Raw genomic sequence first — 22,211 nt, 5'->3', positions numbered from 1 at the left:
CCACGGGACTCGTCGCCATCACGTGGTCGTGCCCTCCTACAACTCCATGCCGGTGGCATTCGCGAGAAACGTCAGCTGGTCCACGGCGAGAGACACCGTCCGGCTGACCGACCGGCCCGCGTGACCGACCTCGGTCTCGCGGCGGATCAGCACCGGGTGCTTGGTCGGATCGCTCGACGAGGCGTGCTGCAGCGCGGCACACATCTTCCTGGCGTGGTTGGGATCCACACGAGAATCCGACTCGAACACCGTGAACAAGACCGAAGGGTACTCAACGCCCGTTACCACTTGGTGATAAGGCGAGTAGGAAAGCAGCCAGTCCAGTTCCTCCGCAACGCTCGCGCTGCCGTACTCGTCGGCCCACAACCGTCCGAGCAGGAACTTCTCGTAGCGCACCATGTCGAGCAGTGGCGCTGAGCACACCACGGCCGCGTAGAGCTCCGGCCGCTGGGTCAGCGCGGCGCCCACGAGCAGGCCGCCGTTGGAGCCTCCCATGATCGACAGCTGCTGCGGCGTGGTCCACCCTCCGCGGATCAGGTGCTCCGCCGCCGCGTGGAAGTCGTCGAACACGTTCTGCTTGTTGCCGCGCATGCCGGCGACGTGCCAGTCCTCGCCCTCCTCGTCGCCGCCGCGCAACGACACGTGCACCCACACGCCGCCCGCTTCGACCCACGCGAGCGTGGTGGCGCTGTAGCCGGGGCCGCGGCCGATCGCGAAGCCGCCGTAGCCCGTGAGCAGCGCGGGACGGGGCAGGTCGGGCTTCTGCTCGCCGCTGACGACGAACATCCGCACCGTCGTGCCGTCCTTGGACGCGTACGCGACCTGCTGCGTCGTCACGGCCGGCAGCTCGACCCGGCCCGGCGCGGCCTCGTGCAGGACCGTCTCGCCGGTGGACTTCGAGTACCGGTACACCGACTGCGGCGTGACGAAGTCCGTCCACCCGAACCACAGCGTGTCCCGGTCGTGGCCGGTGTGGACGTCCACGACGGACATGCCGTGCAGCGACCCCGTGCCGGGCAGCGGGATCTCGCGCTTGTGCTCACCGGTCGTGGCGTCGTGCAGGTGCAGCTCGGACACCGCGTGCCGGGTGCGCAGGACGACCAGGTCGCCGTCGAGCAGGCGCACGCCGTCGAGCACCGAGTCGGGCTCCTCGCTGATCAGCTCGGTCCACTCGGTCGGGTTCGCGGGATCGGCGACGCAGAGGCGCTGGCGGGGTGCGCCGTGGTTCGTGTGCAGGTAGAGCCTGCCGTCGCGGCCGACGGACGCGGAGCACTGCACACCCGCCTCGGACAGGACCACGGTCTTGAGCTCGGCGTCGCCGTGCAGGTCCGCGATCCACACCGAGTCGTGCTTCAGGGTGCTGGGCGCACCGCTCACGACCAGCCAGCGGCCGTCGTGCGAGACGTTCAGCGTGTAGTAGAAGGTGGGCGCCTGGTCGTCGCCGTGCACGTTGAGGTCGGTCGCCGGGTCCGTGCCGACGCGGTGGCGCCACACGCGGCGGTGGAACAGCTTCTCGTCCTCGGGCAGCAGCGCCGGGTCGAGCTGGCGGACGTAGAAGAACTCCTCGCCGCCGGGCAGCCAGCCGATCGCGGAGTAGCGGCAGCGGTCGATGGGGCCCTCGATCAGCTCACCGGTCTCGACGTCGACGACGTGCAGCAGCGAGTGCTCGTTGCCGCCGACGGACACCTGGTAGGCGAGCCGCGTGCCCTCGAGGCTGGGGGACCAGCCGTCCAGGGTGGTGCTGCCGGACGGGTCGAGCGCGCTCACGTCGAGCAGCACGCGTTCGGTGCCGTCGGTCTCGCGCACCAGGACGACGGGGTGGTCCTGCTCGGGGCCGCGGCGGGTGAAGAACGCCCTGCCGGCGCGCCAGGTCGGGGTGGACACCGATCCCGTGCGCATCAGCTCCCCCAGCCTGGCGCCGAGCCGCTCGCGGCCGGGCATCGCGTCCAGCCAGGAGCGTGCCAGCGCGTCCTGGGCTCGCGACCACTGCTCGGTGCGCGGGTCCGCGACGTCCTCGAGCCAGCGGTACGGGTCGGCGACTGCTCGGCCGTGGATCTGCTCGGCGAGGTCCAGCCGCTCGGCGGCCGGGTAGGTGATCGTCGCAGGCAGGGGCGTGGAAGGGGCTTCTGTCACCTTGTCCAGGGTAGCGGTTGATGAAAACGATCCCCGATAGGGACGTGGTTCACCCCGGGTTCGATCACACATCCGTGACGCGTCACTTATCACACGTGATTTTTTCCTGGTAAGTGTGGTCTCCTATGGCTGAACCGGTGGAGGTGGTCGCGTGCCAGACCGACAACCGACCCCTATCGGCACCTCGCTGCCAGGCGAGACGGCGCCGACGGTCCCCCCATGCCGAAATCAGCCCGAGCTGCGGTCGGTGCCGGACGGGGATCGAGGCGGGGGAGGTTCCGGTCCGACGCCGGCGGTCTTCCCCTGGGGAAGACGCAAGGTCCTGCTGCTGAACGCCACGTTCGAGCCGCTCACGGCGTTGTCGCTGCGCCGCGCGGTCGTCCTCGTGGTGTGCGGGAAGGCCGAAGTCGTGCACGGGGACGCCTCCGGGCTCGTGCTGCACTCGTCGAAGTCCGAGGTGCTCGTGCCGTCCGTGATCCGGCTGAGCACATATGTCCGTGTTCCCTATCGCGGCCGTGTGCCGATGACCCGCGCCGGGCTCATGCACCGCGACCGGTACCGCTGCGCCTACTGCGGCGGGCGGGCCGAGACGATCGACCACGTGGTGCCCCGCTCGCGTGGCGGACCTCACACCTGGACCAACTGCGTCGCCTGCTGTGCGAAGTGCAACCACCGCAAGGCGGACAAGCTGCTGTCCGAACTGGGCTGGCGGCTGCGCGTCGTTCCGGCGGCGCCGCGCGGCCCGCACTGGCGGTTGCTCGCCGGCGTGGCCGAGGCTGATCCGCAGTGGTTGCCGTACCTGGGTGAACCCGCGGCCTGAGCCGCCGTTCGGGTGGGTCAGGCCGCGAGGGAGAAGTCGTCGCGGCGCGCCGTGATGCGCACGGAGTCGTCGAGTGCGGTGATCCGCACGCTGTCGTCGTGCGCCGTGATGCGGACGCTGTCGTCCATGGTGATGCGCACGGAGTCTTCCTGCGCCGTGATGCGGACCGAGTCGTCGTGCGCCGTGATGCGGACGCTGTCGTCGTGCGCCGTGATGCGGACGCTGTCGTCGTGCGCCGTGATGCGCACGGAATCGTCCATCGTGATGCGGACCGAGTCGTCCTGAGCGGTGATGCGGACGCTGTCGTCGTGCGCCGTGATCCGGACCGAATCGTCCATGGTGATCCGCACCGAGTCCTCACGCGCAGTGATCCTGACCGAGTCCTGCCGCGCGGTGATCCGAACGGAGTCCTCGCGGGCGGTGATGCGGACCGAATCGGCCATCGTGGTCCTGACCGAATCGCTCGCGGTGATGCGGACGCTGTCGTCCATGGTGATGCGCACGGAGTCGCGGGCCGTGATGCGCACTGAATCGTGGGCGGTGATCCGAACGGAGTCGTTCGTCGTGATCCGGACGGAGTCACTTGCGGTAATGCGTACCGAATCGTCCTTGTAGCTCGGAAGAGTGAAGGTCACGGCCTGCGGGCGGGTCATCGTGAACATTTTGTGTCCTCCAACTCGTCTGGGGCGGGTGCGCAAGACCCGTATAGGTGAAAAGCTAGGAGGTGGGTGTTCCGGGAACAAGACCCCAAACCGGCACCCGTTCGCCGCCGACCGGGTGAGGACTGACCGGGTGTAACCGCTGCGCCGCACGAGAGCACTCATTGCCCTTACTGGCCGGTATGGACACGCTCTGTAGCGTTCAGACTGATGGACCGTGATGTGCGTCATACCGTGAAAGGCGTGCATGAACGTGGTTTCCGAGCGCTCACCGCGGCCTGGGCCGTGTCGCTCGTGGGCGACGGCGTGCGCGTCGTCGCGCTGCCCTTGTTCACCGCCGCGAGCACGCGGAGTCCGCTCGCCGTGTCCGCCGTCGCGGTGGCCCTGACCCTGCCCTGGTTGCTCGTGGCGCTGCCCGCCGGCGCTCTCGTGGACCGCTGGCGGCCGAGAACCGTTGTCGTGGTGGCGCATTGGCTGCGCGCCGGGGTGACCGGAGTGCTCGCGCTGGCGGTCCACACCGGACACGCGACGGTCGTCGTCTTGTGCGCCACGGCTTTCGTGCTGACCTCCGCCGAGACGTTCGCGGACTCGGCGTCGCAGGTGCTGCTCGTCGAGCTGGCCGGACCGGACCTGGAGGCGGCCAACGGCAGGTTCGTGACGGTCGAGACCGTCGGCATGGACCTCGCGGGCCCGCTGGCTGCCGCGGCGCTGTTCTGGTGGGCCCCGGCGGCCTGCTTCGCGCTCGACGCGATCTCCTTCGTGGCCGCCGCGGTGCTCGTCTCCCGCGTGCCGGACGTCGCCCCCGACCGCTCGCGCGGTGATCTTCGCGGTCAACTCGCCGAGGGGGCCGGGTTCCTCCTGCGGACTCCCGGCCTGCGGTCACTGGTAGTTGCCGTCGCAATCACGGCTTTCGCCGCCGCCGCCGTCAACGCCATGTTGGCGCTCTACTCCATCCAGGTGCTCGGCCTTGCCGAACCGGTGGTTCCGGTGCTCGTCGTGTGCATGGCGGCCGGTGCTCTGCTAGGGGCGCGGGTGTCTCCGCGGCTCGCGTCGCGCTGGGGTGCCGGCCGGGTCATGGTCGGGTTCCTCGCGCTGCTCGGCGCGGCGTTCGCGCTGTTCGGGCTCACGCCGTGGCTGGCGGTGGCCGTGGTCGCGTGCGTGCTGTTCGGCCTGGCGTCCGCCGGCTGGAACGTGCTGTCCGCGACCCGGCGCCAACGGCTCACGCCGGGGCCGATGATGGGCCGCGTGACCAGCGCGTACCGGGTGCTGGCCTGGGGGTTGTCCCCGCTGGGCGCGGGGCTGGCGGGCCCGCTCGCCGCGGCGACGTCCCTCGGCGCGGTCTACGTCGTGGCGGGCTCGATCGTGGGACTGACCGCGATCTTGCTGGCCCGGCCGCTCGCGCGCGGCTGAGTTCGGCTACCGTACCCGCCGTGACCATCGTGGAGACCGTTCTCGTCTTCGCGTTGATCCCGCTGGCGATCTACAGCGTGATCACGCTGCTGACGGTGAGGCCAAAGGCCACCCGGATCCCCCGGTACCGGCCCGGCCAGGAGTGGGGCTACGCCCCGGTGTGGTGGAGTGCGAACCCGGCTGGGCTGAGCGCGGAGCACCACAGCGCCGCCGAGCCCGCTGCTTCGGGTTCGACCGCCAAGGGAGGTGCCCGTGGCAACTGGTAAGGCGATCGAGGCCGTCGACCCGTCGACGCTGCCCCTCGGAGCCGTCGTGACGAACAGCGGCCGGGTGTCCGCGGCGAAGATGTACGAGCCGCACGCGCCGGAGCTGCCGTTCACGCCGACCCAGCTCGCGCAGCTGGACGAGGCGCTGACGCTCTCCAGCCGCACGACCGGCCTGGACTTCAGCGTCTACCTCGGCGAGCTGGGCGGCAACGCCCACGAGCGCGCCCGGGAGCTGCACGCCTCCACCGAGCGCCCGTCGCACCACGTCCTCGTGGCCGTGTCGCCGGGCGAGCGCGTCGTCGAGGTCGTGACGGGCGAGGAGTCGCACCGCCGGCTCGCCGACCGCGGCGCCAAGCTCGCGGTGATGAGCATGGTGGCGTCCTTCAAGGAGGGCGACCTCGCGGGCGGCCTCGTGTCGGGCCTGCGCATGCTGACCGACCAGGCGGGCCACGCGCCGCGTTCCTGACGAACGTCCGAGCAACGCCCCCGGCCCGTGCCGGGGGCGTTCGCGTGTCTAGGGCTCGACGGCGTTGCGCGCCACCACCAGGTCGGAGATCTTCTCCCAGCCCAGCTTCCGGTAGAGGTGCACGCCGTCGGCCGAGGCGAACAGCAGCCCGGTCCGCGCCCCGCCCGCCACCGCCTCCCCGGTCAGCGCGCCCATCACGACGCTGCCGAGCCCCCGCCGCCGGTGCGCCTGCGCCGTCTCGACGCGGTGGGCGACGGCGTCCTCGCCGACGACGGCCATCAGCCCGCTCGCCGCCACCTCGCCGTCCGCCAGCACCCGCACCCCGATCACCGGACCGCCGGTCACCTCGACCGCGTAGCCCTCCGGCGGTTCCGGTGCCGGGTGGCCCGCCAGCGCGCGCCACATGAACGTCTCGTCCGGCCGTGCGACGACCAGCCCGGCCGCTTCGATCTCCGCGATCACCCTCGCCGGTGCGTGCGTGGGCACGCTCAGCCAGTTCGGTTCCCGCGAAGCGGCCACGACCCCGGCCATCGCGGCGGTCCGCGCGTCGTCCGTGGCGATCCACTCGTACACCCGGTGCGGCCGGTTCACGTGCACGACCAGGTAGCCGTCGCGGCGCTCGGACGTCAGCCCTTCGGCCGCGGTCCAGCCGCGGTGCCAGCGCTCCACCAGTTCGCCGATCATGCTCGTGACGTTATGCGAAAGCCCCGCACCGCGCGAACACGGTGCGGGGCTTCGCCACGAGCGTCAGGAGCGGTCGAACTCCTGTGCCGCAAGGGCTCGCACGATGCCCGCCCGGCCCTCGGACACCAGGCGGCGCAGGGCCGGCGGGTGCTCGTCGGCCAGCCACGCGTCGGCTGCCTCCACGGTGGACTTCGAGATCGCCCACGCCGGGAACATGCCGACCACCATGGACTGCGCGCGCTCGGAGGAGCGGCGGTCCCACACGCCCTTCACGTCGGCGAAGTAGCGCTCGACGTACGGGGCGAGCAGTTCCTTCTGACCGGGGTGCGAGATGCCCGCGATGATCGCCTCGCTGACCGCGTTGGGCAGGTCGTCGTCGTTCACGGCGCGGTCCCACGCCTCGTCCTTGGCCTCGGTGGTCGGGCGCAGGGCGCGAGCCGACTGGGCGCGGCGGTGACCGGTGGAGGTCGGGTCGCGCTCCTCCTCGGCGTTGATCTCCGCCAGGTCCGCCTTGCCGTGCGCGACGAGGGCGTGCAGCAGGCGCCAGCGCAGGTCCGTGTCGACGTCCAGGCCCTCCAGCACGGCGCTGCCGTCGTACCAGCCGCGCAGGACGTCCACAGTGGAGTCGTCGAGCACCGACGAGGTCAGCGCGTTGACGAACGCCAGCTGGTGGTCGGAGCCCGGCTCGGCCGCCCGTGCGAGCTCCAGCGCCTTCGCGACGAACCGGCGCCAGCCCTCGGCGCGCCACGAGTCGTCCGCGTAGGACGACAGCGAGGTCTGCGCCTGCAGCAGGAGCCGTTGCACCACGCCGACCTCGGTCTCGGAGCCCAGGCCGCCGAGGACCAGGTTCACGAAGTCGCGGGCCTTGAGCTCGGCCTCGCGGGTCATCTCCCACGCGGCCGACCAGCACAGCGTGCGCGGCAGCGGCTCGGCGATGTCGGAGATGTGGTCGATCAGCGCGGCCAGCGAGTCCGGGTCGAGGCGCATCGTGCAGTACGTGAGGTCGTCGTCGTTGACCAGCACGATCTTGCCGCGGTGCACGCCGACCAGTTCGGGGACCTCGGTGCGGTCGCCCGTCACGTCCAGCTCGTGGCGGTGCGTGCGGACGAGCTTGCCGGAGCCGTCGTCGTCGTAGACGCCGATCGCGATGCGGTGGGTGCGCAGCTCGCCGGCACCCGGACGGGCGCCGCCCTGGAGCACGGCGAACTCGGTGAACTTCCCGTCGGCGTCCACGGTGAACTTGGGGCGCAACAGGTTCAGGCCCGTCGTCTCCAGCCACTGCGCGCTCCACCACGACAGGTCGCGGCCCGACGCCTCCTCCAGCGCGCCGAGCAGGTCCGCGAGCGTCGCGTTGCCCCAGGCGTGCTTGGCGAAGTAGACCCGCAGGCCCGCCAGGAAGTTCTCCAGCCCGACGTACGCGACGAGCTGCTTCAGCACGGAAGCGCCCTTGGCGTAGGTGATGCCGTCGAAGTTGACCTCGACCGCCTGCACGTCCGGGATGTCCGCGGCGACCGGGTGCGTCGAGGGCAGCTGGTCTTGCCGGTAGGCCCACGACTTCTCGATCTTGGCGAACGTCGTCCACGCCTGGCGGTACTCGGTGGCCTCGGCCTGCGCGAGCACGGACGCCCAGGTGGCGAACGACTCGTTCAGCCACAGGTCGTCCCACCAGCGCATGGTGACCAGGTCGCCGAACCACATGTGCGCCATCTCGTGCAGCACGGTCTCGGCGCGGCGCTCGTAGAGGTAGCGGGTGACGCGGCTGCGGAAGACGTAGTCCTCGAGGAACGTGACGCAGCCCGCGTTCTCCATCGCGCCCGCGTTGAACTCCGGCACGAAGCACTGGTCGTACTTGCCGAACGGGTACTGCACCCCGAACGCCTTGTGGAAGAACCCGAAGCCCTGCTTGGTCTCGGTGAACAGCCGCTCGTGGTCCATGTGCGGGGCGAGCGACGCGCGGCAGTAGATGCCGAGCGGGATCCTGAAGTCGCCCTCGACGAACTCGTCGCGCCACTCGGCGTACGGACCGGCGACCAGCGCCACGATGTAGGTCGACATCGGCTTGGTGGTGGCGAACGTGTGCACGTCCGCGCCGCCCTCGCCGGCCTCGGTGGCGATGATCTCGCCGTTCGAGATGACCTTCCAGTCGTGCGGTGCCGTCACCTTCATGGAGTAGACGGACTTGAGGTCGGGCTGGTCGAAGCAAGCGAACATGCGCTTGGCGTCCGCGGTCTCGAACTGCGAGTACAGGTACACGCCGCCGTCGACCGGGTCGACGAACCGGTGCAGGCCCTCGCCGGTGTTCATGTACCGGCAGTCGGCCTCGATCGTCAGCTCGTTGGTCTCCGCGAGGTCCGGCAGCTTGACGCCGTCCTCCTCGCGGTAGTCGGAGACGTCGAGCTCGCTGCCGTTGAGCACAGCGCGGTGCACGGTCGCCGCCACGAGGTCGATCCACGAGGAAGCACCCGGAGTCCGGCTGCGGAACACCACGGTGGTGGTGGAGCGGAACGTGTCCGAACCCGGCTTTCCGCCGCCGTCGGTCAGGTCCAGCTCGATCCGGTAGGACTCCACTTCCAGCAGCTCAGCACGTTCCTGAGCCTGGTCGCGGGTGAGGTTGGGCGCGGCCACTGGTCACCTCGTCTGCCACGCGTTTGGTTACGCGCTGACGTCGTCGGGAATGGTTATGACTCCCGCATCCAATCACGGAACCGGCGCACGGGAAGAGATGACGGGGTGATCTGGTTGGGCTGATGGGGCGATAACGCCACCTACCGTCACTAAAGGGGCACGCATGACCGACAAGGCGAAGGTCGACTTCTACTTCGACCCACTTTGCCCGTTCGCCTGGATCTCCTCCCGGTGGATCCTCGAGGTGGAGAAGGTCCGCGACATCGACCTGAGCTTCCACGTGATGAGCCTTGCCGTTCTGAACGAGGGCCGCGACCTGCCCGAGCAGTACAGGGAGCTCATGACCAAGGGCTGGGGTCCGGTCCGCGTCGCCATCGCCGCGGAGCAGAAGTTCGGCAACGAGGTGCTGCCGAAGCTGTACACCGCGATGGGCACGCGCATCCACAACGAGGGCAACCAGGACTTCGCGGAGGTCATCGAGCTGGCTCTCGCGGACGCCGACCTGCCCGCCGAGCTCGCCGAGGCCGCCACCTCGACCGAGTACGACGAGGCCCTGCGCGCCTCGCACCACCGCGGCATGGACCCGGTCGGCATGGACGTCGGCACGCCGACCATCCACATCGACGGCGTCGCGTTCTTCGGCCCGGTGCTGACGAAGATCCCCCGCGGCGAGGAGGCGGGCACGATCTTCGACGGTGCGCGGATGCTGGCCGGCTTCCCGTACTTCTTCGAGCTCAAGCGCACCCGGACGGGCGAGCTCGACTTCAGCTGAGCCGCTCCGGTTCCGGTCGGCGGTGGATGGCGCCGTGCCGTGGTCTTCGCGACCCGGTGCGGCGCCATCGCCGTTCACGCGTACGGGTGACGCTAGGTAACGGGAACCGGTGCCTTCCGCGACAGCCCGGTCATGCGCACCGCCCTCGCCGCCGCCTCGCTGTTGTTCCTGACCGCCGCGTGCACGCCGACCACCACCACTTCGTCGTCGAACGCACCCACGCCGCCCGCCGCGTCCACCCCCCAGACGTCCCAGCCCGCGCAGGCACCGCCGACGACCGCGGCCGCGTCCGAGGTGAAGACCTGCACCGTGCCGAACGTCGTCGGCATGATCCACCAGACCGCGCAGGACACCATGCAGGAAGCCGGCCTGTTCTTCCTCACCGAGGAGGACGCGAGCGGCCAGGGCCGTCTGCTCGTCAACGACCGCAACTGGAAGACCACCGCGCAGAACGTCGCGCCGGGCACGGTCGTCGACTGCGGCACGAAGATCCTGCTGACCGCGCAGAAGATCGACGGGTGAGCACCGGCGACCACGCCGGGCCGGCGTGACCCCGGCGGGTGGATGTGACAGTCTGGATCCTGTCTGCGTCGCAAGTGTCACACCCCGCCTGGAGGGCTCCCGTGATCGAGGTAGTCAACCCCGCCACCGAGGAAGTCGTCGGCACCGTCGCCGAAGGCACGCCGGCCGACGTCGACGCGGCCGTGTCCGCCGCCGTCGCCGCCTTCCCGGCGTGGTCGCGGACCTCGGTCGGCGAGCGCGCCGAGGTGGTCAGGACGATCATCGACGGGCTGAGGGCACGGTCCGAGGAGCTCGCCGCGACCATGACGCGGGAGATGGGTACGCCACTCACCTTCAGCCAGAAGGTGCAGGTCACGAACCCCATCGCCATCGCGGAGGGTGTCGCGGACGTGCTGGAGGGCGGGTACTTCGAGCCGGAGGAGATCGGCAACTCGCTGGTCTTCCGCGAGCCGGTCGGGGTCGTCGCGGCCATCACGCCGTGGAACTTCCCGTTGCAGCAGATGGTCGCGAAGGTCGTTCCGGCGCTCGCCGCGGGCAACACCGTGGTGCTCAAGCCGAGCGAGCTCGCGCCGGGGACGGCGGACCTGCTCGCCGAGATCGTCGCCGGGGCGACGCCCGAGGGCGTGTTCCAGCTCGTGCACGGCACCGGGCCGGTGGTCGGCGAGGCGCTGGCCGCGCACCCCGGCGTCGACATGGTGTCGTTCACCGGGTCGACCAAGGCCGGGCGGCGCGTGTCGGCGGTGGCCGCGGAGACGGTCAAGCGGGTCGCGCTGGAGCTCGGCGGGAAGTCGGCGTGCATCGTGCTCGACGACGCCGATCTCGGGCGTGCGGTGAAGATCGCCGTGGCGAACTCGTTCATGAACAACGGCCAGGCGTGCAGCGCGTGGACGCGGCTGCTCGTGCCGGCCGACCGGCACGACGAGGCCGTGGAGCTCGCCGCGCAGGCCGCCGCGAAGTACGTCCCGGCCGATCCGGGTGACCCGCGGACGCGGATCGGGCCGGCCGTGTCGAAGGCGCAGCGCGACCGGGTCGTCGGCTACATCCGCAAGGGGGTCGAGGAGGGTGCGCGGCTCGCCGCCGGCGGGCCCGAAGCGCCGCTCCCGCAGGGCTTCTACGTCACGCCGACGGTGTTCGGCGGCGTCACGCCGGAGATGACGATCGCGCAGGAGGAGATCTTCGGGCCGGTGCTGTCGGTCATGCCGTACACCGACGAGGACGACGCGGTGCGCATCGCGAACTCGACCATCTACGGGCTGGCGGGTGGCGTGTTCTCCGCCGACACCGACCGGGCCCTGCGCGTCGCCAGGCGGCTGCGCACCGGGCAGGTCGACATCAACGCCGCCGCGTTCAACACCAGCGCGCCGTTCGGCGGCTACCGGCAGTCGGGCAACGGGCGCGAGTTCGGCAGGTTCGGCCTCGACGAGTTCTGCGAGCTCAAGTCGGTCCAGCGGTAATTGAGCTGCGGGAGTCGCCGTGGCGGCGTATCACTGCCGCTATGGCTGACTCGGCGCTGAGCATCAGGACCATCGACAGCACCGACCTCCCGGACTTCCACCGGGTGTTCGCGTGGTCGTTCCTCGACGAACCCGCGGAGGACCACCGCTGGCTCAAGGTGCTCGAACTGGAACGGACCCACGCCGTGTTCGACGGCGACGAGATGATCGGCACCGGAGGCGTCCTCACCCGCGAGCTCACCGTGCCCGGCGGCGTCCAGGCGGGCGTCGGCGCGGTGACCGTGGTCGGCGTCAAACCGGGCCACCGCCGTCGCGGCATGGCGTCGCTGCTGATGAGGACGCAGCTGGACGACATCCGCCGGGCCGGGGAGTCGATCGCGATCCTCTGGGCGTCGGAGGGCTCGATCTACCGGCGGTTCGGCTACGGCGAGTACGCGTCGAGCCTGGCGAAGCTCACGATGCCGACGCGGATGCCGTTCCACCCCGGCGTGTCCGTGAGCCCGGCGCGGATCCGGCAGGTGACGCGCGAGGAGGCGATGCCGTTCATGCGCGAGGTCCACGACCGCGTGCGCCGCGTGAAGACCGGCTGGCTGAGCCGGGTGGAGAAGTCGTGGGAGGTCCACCTCGCCGACGCCGAGGGCGACCGCGGCGGCCTCACGTCCTACCGCTACTGCCTGCACCCCGAGGGGTACGTGGTGTTCCGCGTGAAGCACAACAGCGACGGCGGCGGCCCGAAGCACGAGCTGCACGTGCGCGAGCTGGTGTGCGAGACCGACCAGGCCTACGCGGACCTCTACCGGTTCCTGCTGGACCTCGACCTCGCCGGCAGCATCTCGTTCTTCACGGCGGCGGACGACCCGGTCCTGCACATGGTCGACAACCCGCGGGAGGTGCAGCGGGAGCTGACCGACGCCCTGTGGCTGCGGGTCGTCGACGTCGAGAAGGCGCTGCCGCTGCGCCGGTACTCGTCCGATGTGGACAGTGTGCTGGAGGTCGAGGACCGGTTCTGCCCGTGGAACTCCGGCCGGTGGCGCTTCACCGCGAAGGGCGGCGAGGCCGTCGTCACGCGCACCGAGGACCCGGCGGACGTGTCGCTCGACGTCGCCGCGCTCGGCAGCGCTTTCCTCGGCGGCGCCCGGCTTTCCGTGCTCGCGCGGGCACACCGCGTGGTGGAGCACACGGCCGGGCACGTCAACGCGCTCTCGTTGGCCTTCCTCGGCGAACGTGAGCCGCATTGCCCCGAGGTGTTCTGACGGAACTACCACCGGCGTTCACACGTTGACGGTTTACCTGGCGTGGGAGGTAATGCCGTGGGCACCATCGTGTGGGTCGTCGTGCTGGTACTGCTGGTCGCGGGCGTGTTCTACCTGGTCAGCCAGAGCAACGCGCGCAAGGCGCGTGAGCTCGACGACGCCAAGGCGGAAGCACGCCGCTGGGTCGAACGGCTGGGCGGGCAGGTGATGAGCCTCACCGGCAGCAACGCCGCGGCGACGCAGGCGATGGCGGACGCGTCCGAGCGCTTCACCGCCGCCGGGTCGCAGATGGAGCAGGCCCGCACGATCCCGCAGGCGCGGCTCGTCACCGAGACGGCGATGGAGGGCCTGCACTACGTGCGCGCGGCCCGGGAGGCCATGGGCATGGACCCCGGACCCGCGCTGCCCGAGAGCGCCGCCCAGCGGCAGGCGGGTGCCGTCAGCGAGAGCCGGCAGGTCAGCGTCGAGGGTCACCGGTACGCCGCCTCGCCGAACTCCGGTTCGGGCACGCCGTACTACTACCCCGGCGGTGTGGTCGCGGGCCGTCCGGTGCCGCGCGGCTGGTACTCCGAGCCGTGGTGGAAGCCCGCGCTCGTGGCCGGCGCATGGGGCGTGGGCACGTTCCTGCTGATGGACGCCATGTTCTCCGGCATGCACGGTGTCGGCGACTACGGCATGGGCGACATGGGCATGGGGGACATGGGCGGCGCCGCCGACATGGGCGACGCCGGCGGCTTCGACTTCGGCGACATGGGCGGGTTCGACTTCTGAGTGCTCGTCGGTCGAGCACCGTCCGGCCGCACCCCGGGAAAACCGGCCCGACCTCGGATCAGGACTGGCAGACGGGACACCAGAAGAGGTTCCGGCCTGCCAGTTCCGTGGTCAGGACCTCGGTGCCGCAGAGGAAGCACGGCTCTCCGGCGCGGCGGTAGACGTACACCTCACCGCCGTGCCGGTCCACGCGCGGTGCCCGGCCCATCGCCTTCGGCAGGTGCTCCTTGCGGACGGTGTCGATCCGGCCGACCTTCACGCCGTCCTTCATCAGCACGACCAGGTCGGCCCAGATGGCGTCCCACAGCTCGCGGCTCACCTCGTCGCCGGTCAGCAGCGGGTTCACGTTGTGCCGGAACAGCACCTCGGCGCGGTAGACGTTGCCGACACCCGCGAGGACCCGCTGGTCCATCAGCAGCACGGCGAGCGACTGCCTGGACCGCGTGATCCGCTCGAAGGCGAGGCCGGGGTCGGCGTCGCGGCGCAACGGGTCGGGCCCGAGCCGGTCGCGGATCGCCTTGGCCTCGGCCTTGTTCAGCACCTCGCACGCCGTGGGCCCGCGCAGGTCGGTCCAGTGCGTCTCGCCGACCATCCGCATGCGGACCTGGCCGACGGGCGGCAGGACCGGCAGCGGCGACTCGGTGAACGTCCCGTACAGCCCGAGGTGCACGTGCACGATCGCGTCCGGCCCGTACACGTGGAACAGGTGCTTGCCGTGCGCCTCGGCACGGACCAGCTTCCGTCCGTCCACAAGGGACGCCGCGAAGCGTCCCTGCGGACTGCTGACGGACACGGGCCTGCCCGCGTACCGGCGCTGGTGCAGCCGCGCGAGGCGGTGCAGCGTGTGGCCCTCGGGCATCAGGCCTTGTTCTCGGCGGGGTTGGTCTCGTAGGCGCTCACCTGGTCGATGCGGCGCTGGTGGCGCGGCTCGCCCGAGAACGGCGTCCTGAGGAACGCCGACACGATCTCGGTCGCCTCCTCCGCCGAGTGCTGGCGGGCACCGATGCCGACGAGCAGGGCGTCGTTGTGCTGGCGGGCGAGCTGGGCGGTGTCGACGTTCCACGCCAGCGCGGCGCGGGCGCCCTTCACCTTGTTCGCGGCGATCTGCTCGCCGTTGCCCGAACCGCCGATGACGACGCCGAGGCTGCCGGGATCCGCGACGACCTTCTCCGCGGCGTCGACGCAGAACGACACGTAGTCGTCCTGGGCGTCGTAGGTGTGGGCACCGACGTCGACGACCTCGTAGCCCTGCTCGGTGAGGGCCGTGGACAGGTGGGACTTCAGCTCGAAGCCAGCGTGGTCTGCTGCCAGATAAACGCGCACGTCACGGAGTCTGACACGCTGGTGGGTGTGTTCAGCCAGGAGGGGTACCAGCTGAGGCTGGAGTGGGGGCCCGAGGGCGTCGAGGCCCTGCGGGGCTGTGACGTGCTGGTCGTCGTCGACGTGCTGTCGTTCACCACGTCCGTCGACCTCGTGGTCTCGGGCGGTGGCCAGGTGCGGCCGTCGCGGTGGGGACCGGCCTCGGGCAGGACGCCGCGACCGGCATCACTCGTCGGGGCCACCGGTGTGGTCGACCTGCCGTCGCCGAACGGGTCGAACCTCTGCGAGCTGGCGGCGCGGACGGGAGCCCACGTGCTGGCGGCCTGCCTGCGCAACGCGGAGGCGGTCGCGCGGCGCGCCCAGGAGCTGGGGGAGACCATCGGACTGGTCCCCGGCGGCGAACGCTGGGGTCTCGACATCTCGACGGGCGGCGGGCCGCGCGAGTTCGGGCCGTTGCGGCCGTGCGTCGAGGACTACCTGGGGGCGGGCGCGGTGCTGGCCGCGCTGGACGGGAAGGCCTCACCGGAGGCGCGGCTCGCCGTCACGGCGTTCCGGGGCACCGACGTCGCCACCGCGGTCCGGGAGTGCGGGTCGGGCCGGGAGCTGATCGGCAACGGGCACGCCGCCGACGTGGAGCTCGCGGTCGAGCTCGGCGTCAGCGACACCGCACCGGTGCTGCTCGGCGGGGTGCTGCGGTGATCGAGATCGCGGACGGCGTGTTCGTCCGCCGGCACACCGAGCTGGACCTGACGCTCGGCCACGTCACCGGCTCCGGTGACTCGCTGCTCGTGGACTCCGGCATGGACCCCGCCCTGGCACGCGAGATCAGCCCGTCGCGGATCGTGTTGACGCACAACCACTTCGACCACGTGCTGGCCACCGAGGCGTTCCTGCCGTGCGAGGTGTGGGCGCACGAGGACTGCGTGGTCGACGAGAGGCTGCTCGACGACCGGGCGAAGTACTACCGCGACCCGTTCGAGGGCAGGCTGGTCGCGCCCACGCACACGTTCCGCGACACCGTCACGCTCGACGTCGGCGGCCGGCGGGTCGACCTGCACCACTTCGGGCCCGCGCACACCTCGCACGACGTCGTCGTGCACGTGCCGGACGCCGGGGTGGTGTTCGCGGGTGACCTGGTCGAGCAGGGCGCTCCCGCGCAGGCGGGCCCGGACGCGACGCCGTCGAACTGGCGCCGCGTCCTCGACCTGCTGCTCCGGCTGGACCCGCGGATCGTCGTGCCGGGTCACGGGAACCCGGTCGACGCGGCGTTCGTGCGGGAGATGGCTATCCCGGAGGCCACGTGAGGCCGCGCCCGCCGAGGACGTGGCAGTGCACGTGGAAGACGGTCTGGCCGCCGTCCCGGCCCGTGTTGAACACCAGCCGGTAGCCGGAGGAGTCGATGCCCTCGGACTTCGCGACCTGGTGCGCGGTGGCGAGGACCTGCCCCGCGAGCGCCGGGTCGACGTCGCCGATCTCCCGGTGGTGCTCCTTGGGGATCACCAGGACGTGCGTGGGCGCCTTGGGGTCGATGTCGCGGAACGCGAGGGTCGTGTCGGTCTCCGCCACGACGGTCGCCGGGATCTCGCCCGCGACGATGCGGCAGAACAGGCAGTCGGTCACACCGGCATGGTATTGGCAACGGGCATTGGGCCCGATGGCCTCTGTCGCCCGTGCCCGCCCGCGGTGGAGCATGGCCGGGTGAAGGGCACCAAACTGCTGGTCGTCGTCCGGTGCCTCATCAGTTTCGCGATCGGCCTGCTGCTCCTGCTCCTCGCGATCCGCTTCGGTGAGGCGCTCTGGCGCGCCGTCCAGTAGTTCCTCAGTGGACGAAGCAGAACTCGTTGCCCTCGGGGTCGCGCATGACCTGGAAGCTGCCCTGCTCGTCGGTGTGCACGACGCCCTCGCGGGTGGCGCCCAGGCTGACCGCCTTCACGACCGACGCCTCGATGTCGTCGACCTCGAAGTCGAGGTGCAGCCGGTTCTTCTCGTCCTTGCGCTCCGGCACGGGCTGGAACGACATCCGCACACCACCGGGCGACTCGACGTGCGCCCAGCCGTGCGCGCGGTTCACCGGCTCACCGCCGAGCAGCTCCGCCCAGAACCGGACGAGCTTGCCGGGATCGTTGCTGTCGATGACGATCTGTCCGAGCCTCACGTCTCCACCAGGTTCTCTCGTGCCCAGTCACAACACAGGTCGAGCAGGCCGAGCAGCTTGCGCCCGCGAGCCGTCAGCTCGTACTCGACCCGCGGCGGGTTCTCCGCGAACGCCTCGCGCGAAACCGCCCCATCGCGCTCCATCGCCCGCAGCGTCTCGGTGAGCACCTTGGCCGTCACGCCCGGCAGCCCTGCTCGCAGCTCGGTGAACCGCCGCCGCCCGCCCTGCAACGCCCGCAGCACGTGCGCGGTCCACTTGTCACCGATGCGGTACGGCAGTTCCCCGTGCGCGCATTCCACCTGGTCACCCCCGATGTCGTTGCGGGAACCGGACCCCCGCACCCTACCTTCGCGCTCATGGCGAAGATCGTTGTTTTCGGGGCGTCCGGCCAGGCGGGACGCCAGATCACGCAGGTGGCGCGAGCCCGCGGTCACGAGGTGACGGAGGTCGGCCGCACTCCAGGGGTGCAGGCCGCGGCGGAGGTGGCCGCCGCGCACGACGTGGCGGTGAGCGCGGTGGTGGACCTCTCCCGCGACCCGGCGGAGTTCTACGCGGAGGCGGCCCGCGCACTGGTGGCCTCCGGCGCCGGCCGCATCATCGTGGTCGGCATCTACCCGCTGCTGGAGACGGCGCCGGGGCTCCGCCTGGTCGACGGCCCGGACTTCCCGGCCGAGCACCGGCCGTTCTGCCTGGGCCACGCGGCGGGCGTCGAGGTGCTCGCGGCCTCCGAGGCCGACTGGCTGGTGATGAGCCCCGTCGGCAACTTCGGCGGCACCGCGACGGGCACGTACCGGATCGGCTCGGTCGACCCGGCCGACGAACTGACCTACGAGGACTTCGCGCTGGCCGTCGTGGACGAGATCGACCGTCCCGCGCACCGCCGCACGCAGGTGGGCATCGCATCGACGTGAGCCACACAACACAGACGGGGGTCCGGGGACCGCCCCGGCCGGGGCCTGGGGGCTCGGCCCCAGGAGAAATGCGAGAGGCCGACCCGGTCTGCGCTCTTCGCAGACACAGGTCGGCCTCGGCCGCGAGCGGGCGACGGGAATCGAACCCGCGTAGCTAGTTTGGAAGACTAGGGCTCTACCATTGAGCTACGCCCGCATTGCCGCCCTTGTCGGGGCTGCGGTCAATACCTTAGCGGGTGGCGGTAAGCTTGGTGCAACCGGGGCGTGGCGCAGTTTGGTAGCGCACCCGCTTTGGGAGCGGGGGGTCGCAGGTTCAAATCCTGTCGCCCCGACGGTTGACGAAACCCGCAGCGACCTCACCGCTGCGGGTTTTCGCATCTAGACCATGTCCTCGGCGAGGTAGCGGCTCGCCCACGCCGCCAGCACCCGTGCCACGTAGGCGGCGTCCGCGCGGTCGGTCAGCAGGTGGTCACCCCCGTCGAGCGAGACGAACGACTTGGGGTGGCGGGCTGCGTCGAAGATCACCCTGGCGTTGTCGACGCCCACCGTGTCGTCCTGCGGGGAGTGCATCACGAGCAGTGCGCGGTCGAGGCCCGCGATGCACGCGGTCTGGTTCTGCTGCTTGATGTCGAGCAGGAAGTCGTTGCCGATCCGGAACGGGCGGCCGGCGAGCAGCACCTCGGCCACGCCGTCCGCCTCGATCTGCTCCCGCGACGAGCCGAGCAGGTGTTCGACGTGGGCGGTGTCGGCGGGGGCGCCGATCGTGGCGACCGCCCTGACCTCCGGGATCCGGTGTGCGGCGGCGAGGACGGCGGCGCCGCCGAGCGAGTGTCCGATGAGGACGCTCGGGGCGCCGATGGTGTCGCGCAGGTGGTCGGCGGCGCAGACGAGGTCGTCGACGTTGGACGTGAACGTCGTGTTCGCGAAGTCGCCGTCGGACTGGCCGAGGCCGGTGAAGTCGAAGCGCAGCACCGCGACGCCGTGGGAGGCGAGCTCGCGGGCGATGCGGGTCGCGGCCACCGAGTCCTTGCCGCAGGTGAAGCAGTGCGCGAACACGGCCGTCGCCGTGACGTCGCCGGCGGGCAGTTCGAGCCGGCCGGCCAGTGCCTGGCCGTGGGCGCCCGCGAAGACCGCTTTCCGGTTGTCCATGCCCTCTATGGTGCGTCACGTGCGCTACCAGTACCTCGACGCCCGGCTGAGGCAGGCCTTCGACGACGCCGGGCTCGACCGCGGGCAGCGGGCGTTCCTGCAGGGGGTGCTGCGCGCGCTCGATCCCGACGCGCACCTCGGGGAGCACGTGGCGGGTCTCAACAGCGCGTTCCTCGCCGTCACGCGGGCGAAGACCGCGCTGGAGAGCCACGCCGCCGAGGACCAGCCGCGGTGGAACCTGCTGCGGCGCATCATCACCACCTCGCTGGCGTGCATGGACGCCGCCAGGCCCGCGTACGCCCACGGTGGCGCGAAGGAGCTCGCCGCGGCGCGCAAGGTCCTCCTCGGGGTCGAAGCCGCCATCGCGGCCGACGGGCAGAGGCTCGACCCGGTGGTCACGGCCGCGGCGGCGGCGGAGCTCGACAAGGGAGCGCTGGAGAAGGCCGTGCGGAGCTGGATCGCTCCACTGTGGAACGGCGTCGGGCTTTCGTTGCGCACCAGGATGACCGCCGAGATCGCGGTCGTCGTGGCGGTGCACGGCAGAGACGGCAGGGAGTTGCGGGCCGACCTGCTGCGGTGGCTCAAGAAGCCCGGCGACCTCGGCCACGTGCTGTGGCCGGAGCCGCGTCGGCACGTCGTGGCGTTCGTGGTGCGGGGTGCCCGCGTGCTGCGGCACCTCGACGAGCTGCTGCCGCAGGCGCGTCAGGAGCCGTTGCACCGCAACAGGTTGCCGAAGGACGACTTCCTCAAGGCCGCGGTGGACGGGTCGTCGGTGCTGGTGCGGCTGCCGGTCGAGGCGGCGGACGTGCACACGGCCGCGCTGAAGGGGCGCCGGATCCTCAACGAGGTGCTCGACCAGTACGCGGCGGGGGAGCGGCTCACCGAGCTGACCATCGCACCGGTCTGGCAGGTCAGCGGGCCGGGCGGCCGCGTCACGCGCGGCACCGAGCACCGGCGGACCGTGAACAACGCCTACCCGCTCACCGCGTACTGGCCGGCCGAGTTGCGCAGCGCGATGCGGGTGGCGAACCTCGCGCGCCAGGTCGACGCGCCGATGGCCAGCGCAGGGCTCGCGTGGAGCGCGCTGGAGGCGACGGGGCTCGACCCGGGCAAGATCGCGTGGCTGGCGAAGGCGTGCGCGCTGCAGGTGTTGCGGCAGCACCTGGTCAGCCTGCACGTCGTGCTCACCAACCACGACACCGAACTGCGCAAACCGCTCGACGCGCACGTGCCGACGACCGGGGTGAAGCACCACCTGAGGTCCGTGGACGCCTGGCTGGAGGTGTTGATCGAGCACAACCGCCCGGACGAACGGCTCGCGGCCGCGCAGCAGGCCGTCACCGCGCTGGCGGAGAACGAGGGCGGGCTGGTCCACGACCTGGCGGGGCTGTGGCGCGACCGGCTCGCCGACTCGAAGGTCCTCGCGGCCTGGCTGCGCGAGCAGGAGGACACCGCCGCCGCGCTGCTGGAGTGGCTCTACGTCACCCGCAACCTCGCGTTCCACGCCGGGCGGTTCGCCTCCCCGGCCGACACGCTCACGGCCCACGCCGGGCAGGCCGTCGCGGACCTGACGCTCGAGTTCCTCGGCAACTGGCGGACCGTCGAACGGCGGCAGGGCCGGCAGGAGACCTCCGCCGTGGAGATCTACCGCCGGCTCGCGCAGCGGGAGGACCAGCTGGTGGCCCGGCTCAAGCGCACGGGGTCGGTGCGCAGGCTCAGCGTCGAGGACATCTCCGGCCCCGACGAGAAGTGGTGGTCGCGGGGCCGGAACTGAGGACGGAAGTTACGGCTTGGCCCTCGTGAGCCAGTCCTCGACGCGGTCCGGGTTCGCCTCGACCCACCGCTTCGCCGCCTCGTCGGGCGACATCTTGTACTTCGCGATGAACGACGCGACCGTGTCCTGCTCGGCGTTGCTCCACTGGAAGTTCCGGACCAGCCGTGCCGCGGGCCCGCCCTTCTCGACGAACTTCTTCGAGGCGATCTTGTCGAGCTCGTAGCGCGGGTAGTCGCAGGCGACCTCGGCCGGATCCGCGTCGCAGCCCGCCGTGTACGCGGGCAGGTCGATCTTGACCAGTTCGATGTCGAGGTGCAGCCACTGCGGCTCGAAGAAGTAGCCGATCAGCGGGGTCTTCTTCTCCTCGGCCTGGCGGAACGCCTTGATGAGCGCCTGCTCGCTGCCGGCGTAGACGACCTTGTAGTCGAGGCCGAGGTTCTTGACCAGCGCCTCGTCGTTCGTCACGTACGAGGGGTCGCCGTCGAGCACTTGGCCCTTGCCGTCGGACTGCGGGGTCTTGAACCTGTCCGCGTACTTGTTGAGGTTCTGCCAGTTCGTGATGTCCGGGAACTCCTTCTTCATCCACGGCGGCACGTACCAGCCGATCACGCCCTTGTTGCCGGACGGGCCGACCCGCACGGCGGTGCGCTTCTCCTCGACGTACTTCTGCTTGAGGTCCTCGTGGCCCCAGTTCTCGAGGATCACGTCGATCTCGCCGGAGTCCAGGCCCTGCCAGGCGGTCTGCTCGTCGACCTCCTTCTTCGTGACCTTGCAACCCAGCCGCTTCTCGGCGAGGTACGCGATCACGGCCGCGTTCGCCTCGTAGCCGACCCACGGGTTGACCGCGATGGTGATGGAGTCGCAGGGCTCGGCCGGTGCGGCCGGACTGGAGCGGGGGGACGCCGTCGATCCGCTGCCGCAACCGGCGATCGTCACCACGAACGTCATTGCCAGAACAATTCTGGGGGCTTGCACGAACAGCTCCTCGTCGGGGGGAACGAGCGGTTCAGGAGACCGGTGAGGTCACCTTTTCCCCATCGATCAGACAGAGTCAAGTCATGGGATGA

At 70.8% G+C, this 22,211-nt stretch carries 25 protein-coding genes and 2 tRNA genes; 14 read left to right on the top strand and 13 right to left on the bottom strand.

What is annotated here, in order from left to right:
* Positions 1 to 36: 36 nt before the first annotated feature.
* Complete coding sequence (locus tag V1227_RS20835) at positions 37 to 2,133, bottom strand: prolyl oligopeptidase family serine peptidase (protein WP_329787265.1); 2,097 nt, start codon at positions 2,131 to 2,133, stop codon at positions 37 to 39.
* A 151-nt stretch (positions 2,134 to 2,284) separates the two neighbouring features.
* Here V1227_RS20835 and V1227_RS20830 point away from each other — a divergent pair, with 151 nt between their 5' ends.
* Positions 2,285 to 2,953, top strand: a complete 669-nt coding sequence (locus V1227_RS20830) for an HNH endonuclease (RefSeq protein WP_176959939.1) — start codon at positions 2,285 to 2,287, stop codon at positions 2,951 to 2,953.
* A 17-nt stretch (positions 2,954 to 2,970) separates the two neighbouring features.
* Here the strand turns inward: V1227_RS20830 and V1227_RS20825 are convergent, their stop codons facing one another.
* Positions 2,971 to 3,606, bottom strand: a complete 636-nt coding sequence (locus V1227_RS20825; protein ID WP_329794069.1) for a DUF2345 domain-containing protein — start codon at positions 3,604 to 3,606, stop codon at positions 2,971 to 2,973.
* A 249-nt stretch (positions 3,607 to 3,855) separates the two neighbouring features.
* On the opposite strand from V1227_RS20825, the gene V1227_RS20820 reads away from it, so the two are divergent.
* The 3 genes from V1227_RS20820 to V1227_RS20810 are packed head-to-tail and all read left to right on the top strand — an operon-like array spanning position 3,856 to position 5,754.
* Positions 3,856 to 5,022, top strand: a complete 1,167-nt coding sequence (locus V1227_RS20820; RefSeq protein WP_329787264.1) for an MFS transporter — start codon at positions 3,856 to 3,858, stop codon at positions 5,020 to 5,022.
* A 20-nt stretch (positions 5,023 to 5,042) separates the two neighbouring features.
* A complete protein-coding gene (gene ctaJ / locus V1227_RS20815; RefSeq protein ID WP_329787263.1) occupies positions 5,043 to 5,288 on the top strand; it encodes an aa3-type cytochrome oxidase subunit CtaJ in 246 nt (81 codons plus the stop codon).
* On the top strand, positions 5,275 to 5,754 hold the full coding sequence (locus V1227_RS20810) for a DUF5130 family protein (protein ID WP_329787262.1): 480 nt from the start codon (positions 5,275 to 5,277) through the stop codon (positions 5,752 to 5,754). The genes ctaJ and V1227_RS20810 overlap by 14 nt, the downstream gene beginning before the upstream one ends.
* A 48-nt stretch (positions 5,755 to 5,802) precedes the next feature.
* Here the strand turns inward: V1227_RS20810 and V1227_RS20805 are convergent, their stop codons facing one another.
* Both V1227_RS20805 and pepN read right to left on the bottom strand, forming a co-directional pair.
* Complete coding sequence (locus V1227_RS20805; protein ID WP_329787261.1) at positions 5,803 to 6,438, bottom strand: GNAT family N-acetyltransferase; 636 nt, start codon at positions 6,436 to 6,438, stop codon at positions 5,803 to 5,805.
* A gap of 63 nt (positions 6,439 to 6,501) precedes the next feature.
* Complete coding sequence (gene pepN / locus V1227_RS20800) at positions 6,502 to 9,063, bottom strand: aminopeptidase N (RefSeq protein WP_329787260.1); 2,562 nt, start codon at positions 9,061 to 9,063, stop codon at positions 6,502 to 6,504.
* Between the two features lie 163 nt (positions 9,064 to 9,226).
* Between pepN and V1227_RS20795 the strand changes: the two genes are divergently transcribed.
* Positions 9,227 to 9,835: a mycothiol-dependent nitroreductase Rv2466c family protein gene (locus V1227_RS20795; protein WP_329787259.1), complete on the top strand. Its 609-nt coding sequence runs from the start codon at positions 9,227 to 9,229 to the stop codon at positions 9,833 to 9,835.
* Positions 9,836 to 9,927: 92 nt separating this feature from the next.
* On the opposite strand, the gene V1227_RS20790 is transcribed toward V1227_RS20795, so the two are convergent.
* The gene (locus tag V1227_RS20790; protein WP_329787258.1) at positions 9,928 to 10,164 is read right to left on the bottom strand and encodes a hypothetical protein; all 237 of its coding nucleotides are present in this window, start codon (positions 10,162 to 10,164) and stop codon (positions 9,928 to 9,930) included.
* Between V1227_RS20790 and V1227_RS20785 the strand changes: the two genes are divergently transcribed.
* The 4 genes from V1227_RS20785 to V1227_RS20770 all read left to right on the top strand — a co-directional run bounded on the left by V1227_RS20785 (position 10,163) and on the right by V1227_RS20770 (position 13,835).
* Positions 10,163 to 10,357 (top strand): hypothetical protein, encoded by a 195-nt coding sequence (locus V1227_RS20785; RefSeq protein WP_329787257.1) that lies wholly within the window; start codon positions 10,163 to 10,165, stop codon positions 10,355 to 10,357. The two genes, V1227_RS20790 and V1227_RS20785, sit on opposite strands and share 2 nt — an antisense overlap.
* Positions 10,358 to 10,458: 101 nt before the next feature.
* Positions 10,459 to 11,811, top strand: coding sequence for an aldehyde dehydrogenase family protein (locus V1227_RS20780; protein ID WP_329787256.1), 1,353 nt, complete (start codon positions 10,459 to 10,461; stop codon positions 11,809 to 11,811).
* A gap of 41 nt (positions 11,812 to 11,852) precedes the next feature.
* Positions 11,853 to 13,064 (top strand): GNAT family N-acetyltransferase, encoded by a 1,212-nt coding sequence (locus V1227_RS20775; RefSeq protein ID WP_329787255.1) that lies wholly within the window; start codon positions 11,853 to 11,855, stop codon positions 13,062 to 13,064.
* Between the two features lie 57 nt (positions 13,065 to 13,121).
* Entirely contained in the window at positions 13,122 to 13,835 is a 714-nt protein-coding gene (locus tag V1227_RS20770; RefSeq protein WP_236222865.1) for a hypothetical protein, read from the top strand.
* Positions 13,836 to 13,893: 58 nt separating this feature from the next.
* Here V1227_RS20770 and V1227_RS20765 read toward each other — a convergent pair whose 3' ends face one another.
* Positions 13,894 to 14,694: an Fpg/Nei family DNA glycosylase gene (locus V1227_RS20765; RefSeq protein WP_329787254.1), complete on the bottom strand. Its 801-nt coding sequence runs from the start codon at positions 14,692 to 14,694 to the stop codon at positions 13,894 to 13,896.
* Positions 14,694 to 15,158, bottom strand: a complete 465-nt coding sequence (locus tag V1227_RS20760) for a ribose-5-phosphate isomerase (protein WP_329787253.1) — start codon at positions 15,156 to 15,158, stop codon at positions 14,694 to 14,696. Before V1227_RS20760 ends, V1227_RS20765 begins: the two co-directional genes overlap by 1 nt.
* 21 nt (positions 15,159 to 15,179) lie before the next feature.
* Here V1227_RS20760 and V1227_RS20755 point away from each other — a divergent pair, with 21 nt between their 5' ends.
* Both V1227_RS20755 and V1227_RS20750 read left to right on the top strand, forming a co-directional pair.
* Positions 15,180 to 15,854 carry a 2-phosphosulfolactate phosphatase gene (locus V1227_RS20755; RefSeq protein ID WP_329787252.1) on the top strand — a complete coding sequence of 225 codons (675 nt, stop codon included), beginning with the start codon at positions 15,180 to 15,182 and terminating at the stop codon, positions 15,852 to 15,854.
* A complete protein-coding gene (locus V1227_RS20750; RefSeq protein WP_329787251.1) occupies positions 15,851 to 16,459 on the top strand; it encodes an MBL fold metallo-hydrolase in 609 nt (202 codons plus the stop codon). The genes V1227_RS20755 and V1227_RS20750 overlap by 4 nt, the downstream gene beginning before the upstream one ends.
* On the opposite strand, the gene V1227_RS20745 is transcribed toward V1227_RS20750, so the two are convergent.
* From V1227_RS20745 to V1227_RS20735, 3 genes are all read right to left on the bottom strand, one after another.
* Positions 16,440 to 16,775, bottom strand: coding sequence for a histidine triad nucleotide-binding protein (locus V1227_RS20745; protein ID WP_236222874.1), 336 nt, complete (start codon positions 16,773 to 16,775; stop codon positions 16,440 to 16,442). The two genes, V1227_RS20750 and V1227_RS20745, sit on opposite strands and share 20 nt — an antisense overlap.
* Before the next feature lie 199 nt (positions 16,776 to 16,974).
* Positions 16,975 to 17,310, bottom strand: coding sequence for a VOC family protein (locus tag V1227_RS20740; protein ID WP_329787250.1), 336 nt, complete (start codon positions 17,308 to 17,310; stop codon positions 16,975 to 16,977).
* Positions 17,307 to 17,609 carry a winged helix-turn-helix transcriptional regulator gene (locus V1227_RS20735; protein ID WP_329787249.1) on the bottom strand — a complete coding sequence of 101 codons (303 nt, stop codon included), beginning with the start codon at positions 17,607 to 17,609 and terminating at the stop codon, positions 17,307 to 17,309. The genes V1227_RS20740 and V1227_RS20735 overlap by 4 nt, the downstream gene beginning before the upstream one ends.
* 57 nt (positions 17,610 to 17,666) lie before the next feature.
* Here V1227_RS20735 and V1227_RS20730 point away from each other — a divergent pair, with 57 nt between their 5' ends.
* Positions 17,667 to 18,221, top strand: coding sequence for an NAD(P)-dependent oxidoreductase (locus V1227_RS20730; RefSeq protein WP_329787248.1), 555 nt, complete (start codon positions 17,667 to 17,669; stop codon positions 18,219 to 18,221).
* Between the two features lie 125 nt (positions 18,222 to 18,346).
* On the opposite strand, the gene V1227_RS20725 is transcribed toward V1227_RS20730, so the two are convergent.
* Positions 18,347 to 18,417: transfer RNA gene (locus V1227_RS20725), tRNA-Gly, on the bottom strand.
* A 62-nt stretch (positions 18,418 to 18,479) separates the two neighbouring features.
* Here V1227_RS20725 and V1227_RS20720 point away from each other — a divergent pair.
* Positions 18,480 to 18,553, top strand: a tRNA-Pro gene (locus V1227_RS20720).
* A gap of 46 nt (positions 18,554 to 18,599) precedes the next feature.
* Here V1227_RS20720 and V1227_RS20715 read toward each other — a convergent pair.
* Positions 18,600 to 19,370 (bottom strand): alpha/beta hydrolase family protein, encoded by a 771-nt coding sequence (locus V1227_RS20715; protein WP_329787247.1) that lies wholly within the window; start codon positions 19,368 to 19,370, stop codon positions 18,600 to 18,602.
* 19 nt (positions 19,371 to 19,389) lie between these two features.
* On the opposite strand from V1227_RS20715, the gene V1227_RS20710 reads away from it, so the two are divergent.
* A complete protein-coding gene (locus V1227_RS20710) occupies positions 19,390 to 21,144 on the top strand; it encodes a hypothetical protein (protein WP_329787246.1) in 1,755 nt (584 codons plus the stop codon).
* Positions 21,145 to 21,153: 9 nt separating this feature from the next.
* On the opposite strand, the gene V1227_RS20705 is transcribed toward V1227_RS20710, so the two are convergent.
* Complete coding sequence (locus tag V1227_RS20705) at positions 21,154 to 22,092, bottom strand: ABC transporter substrate-binding protein (protein ID WP_329787245.1); 939 nt, start codon at positions 22,090 to 22,092, stop codon at positions 21,154 to 21,156.
* Between the last annotated feature and the right edge of the window lie 119 nt (positions 22,093 to 22,211).

It is taken from the genome of Lentzea sp. DG1S-22 (genome assembly GCF_036321065.1).
Classification (GTDB): domain Bacteria; phylum Actinomycetota; class Actinomycetes; order Mycobacteriales; family Pseudonocardiaceae; genus Lentzea; species Lentzea jiangxiensis.
This window is presented reverse-complemented; position numbering and strand designations above follow the sequence as displayed.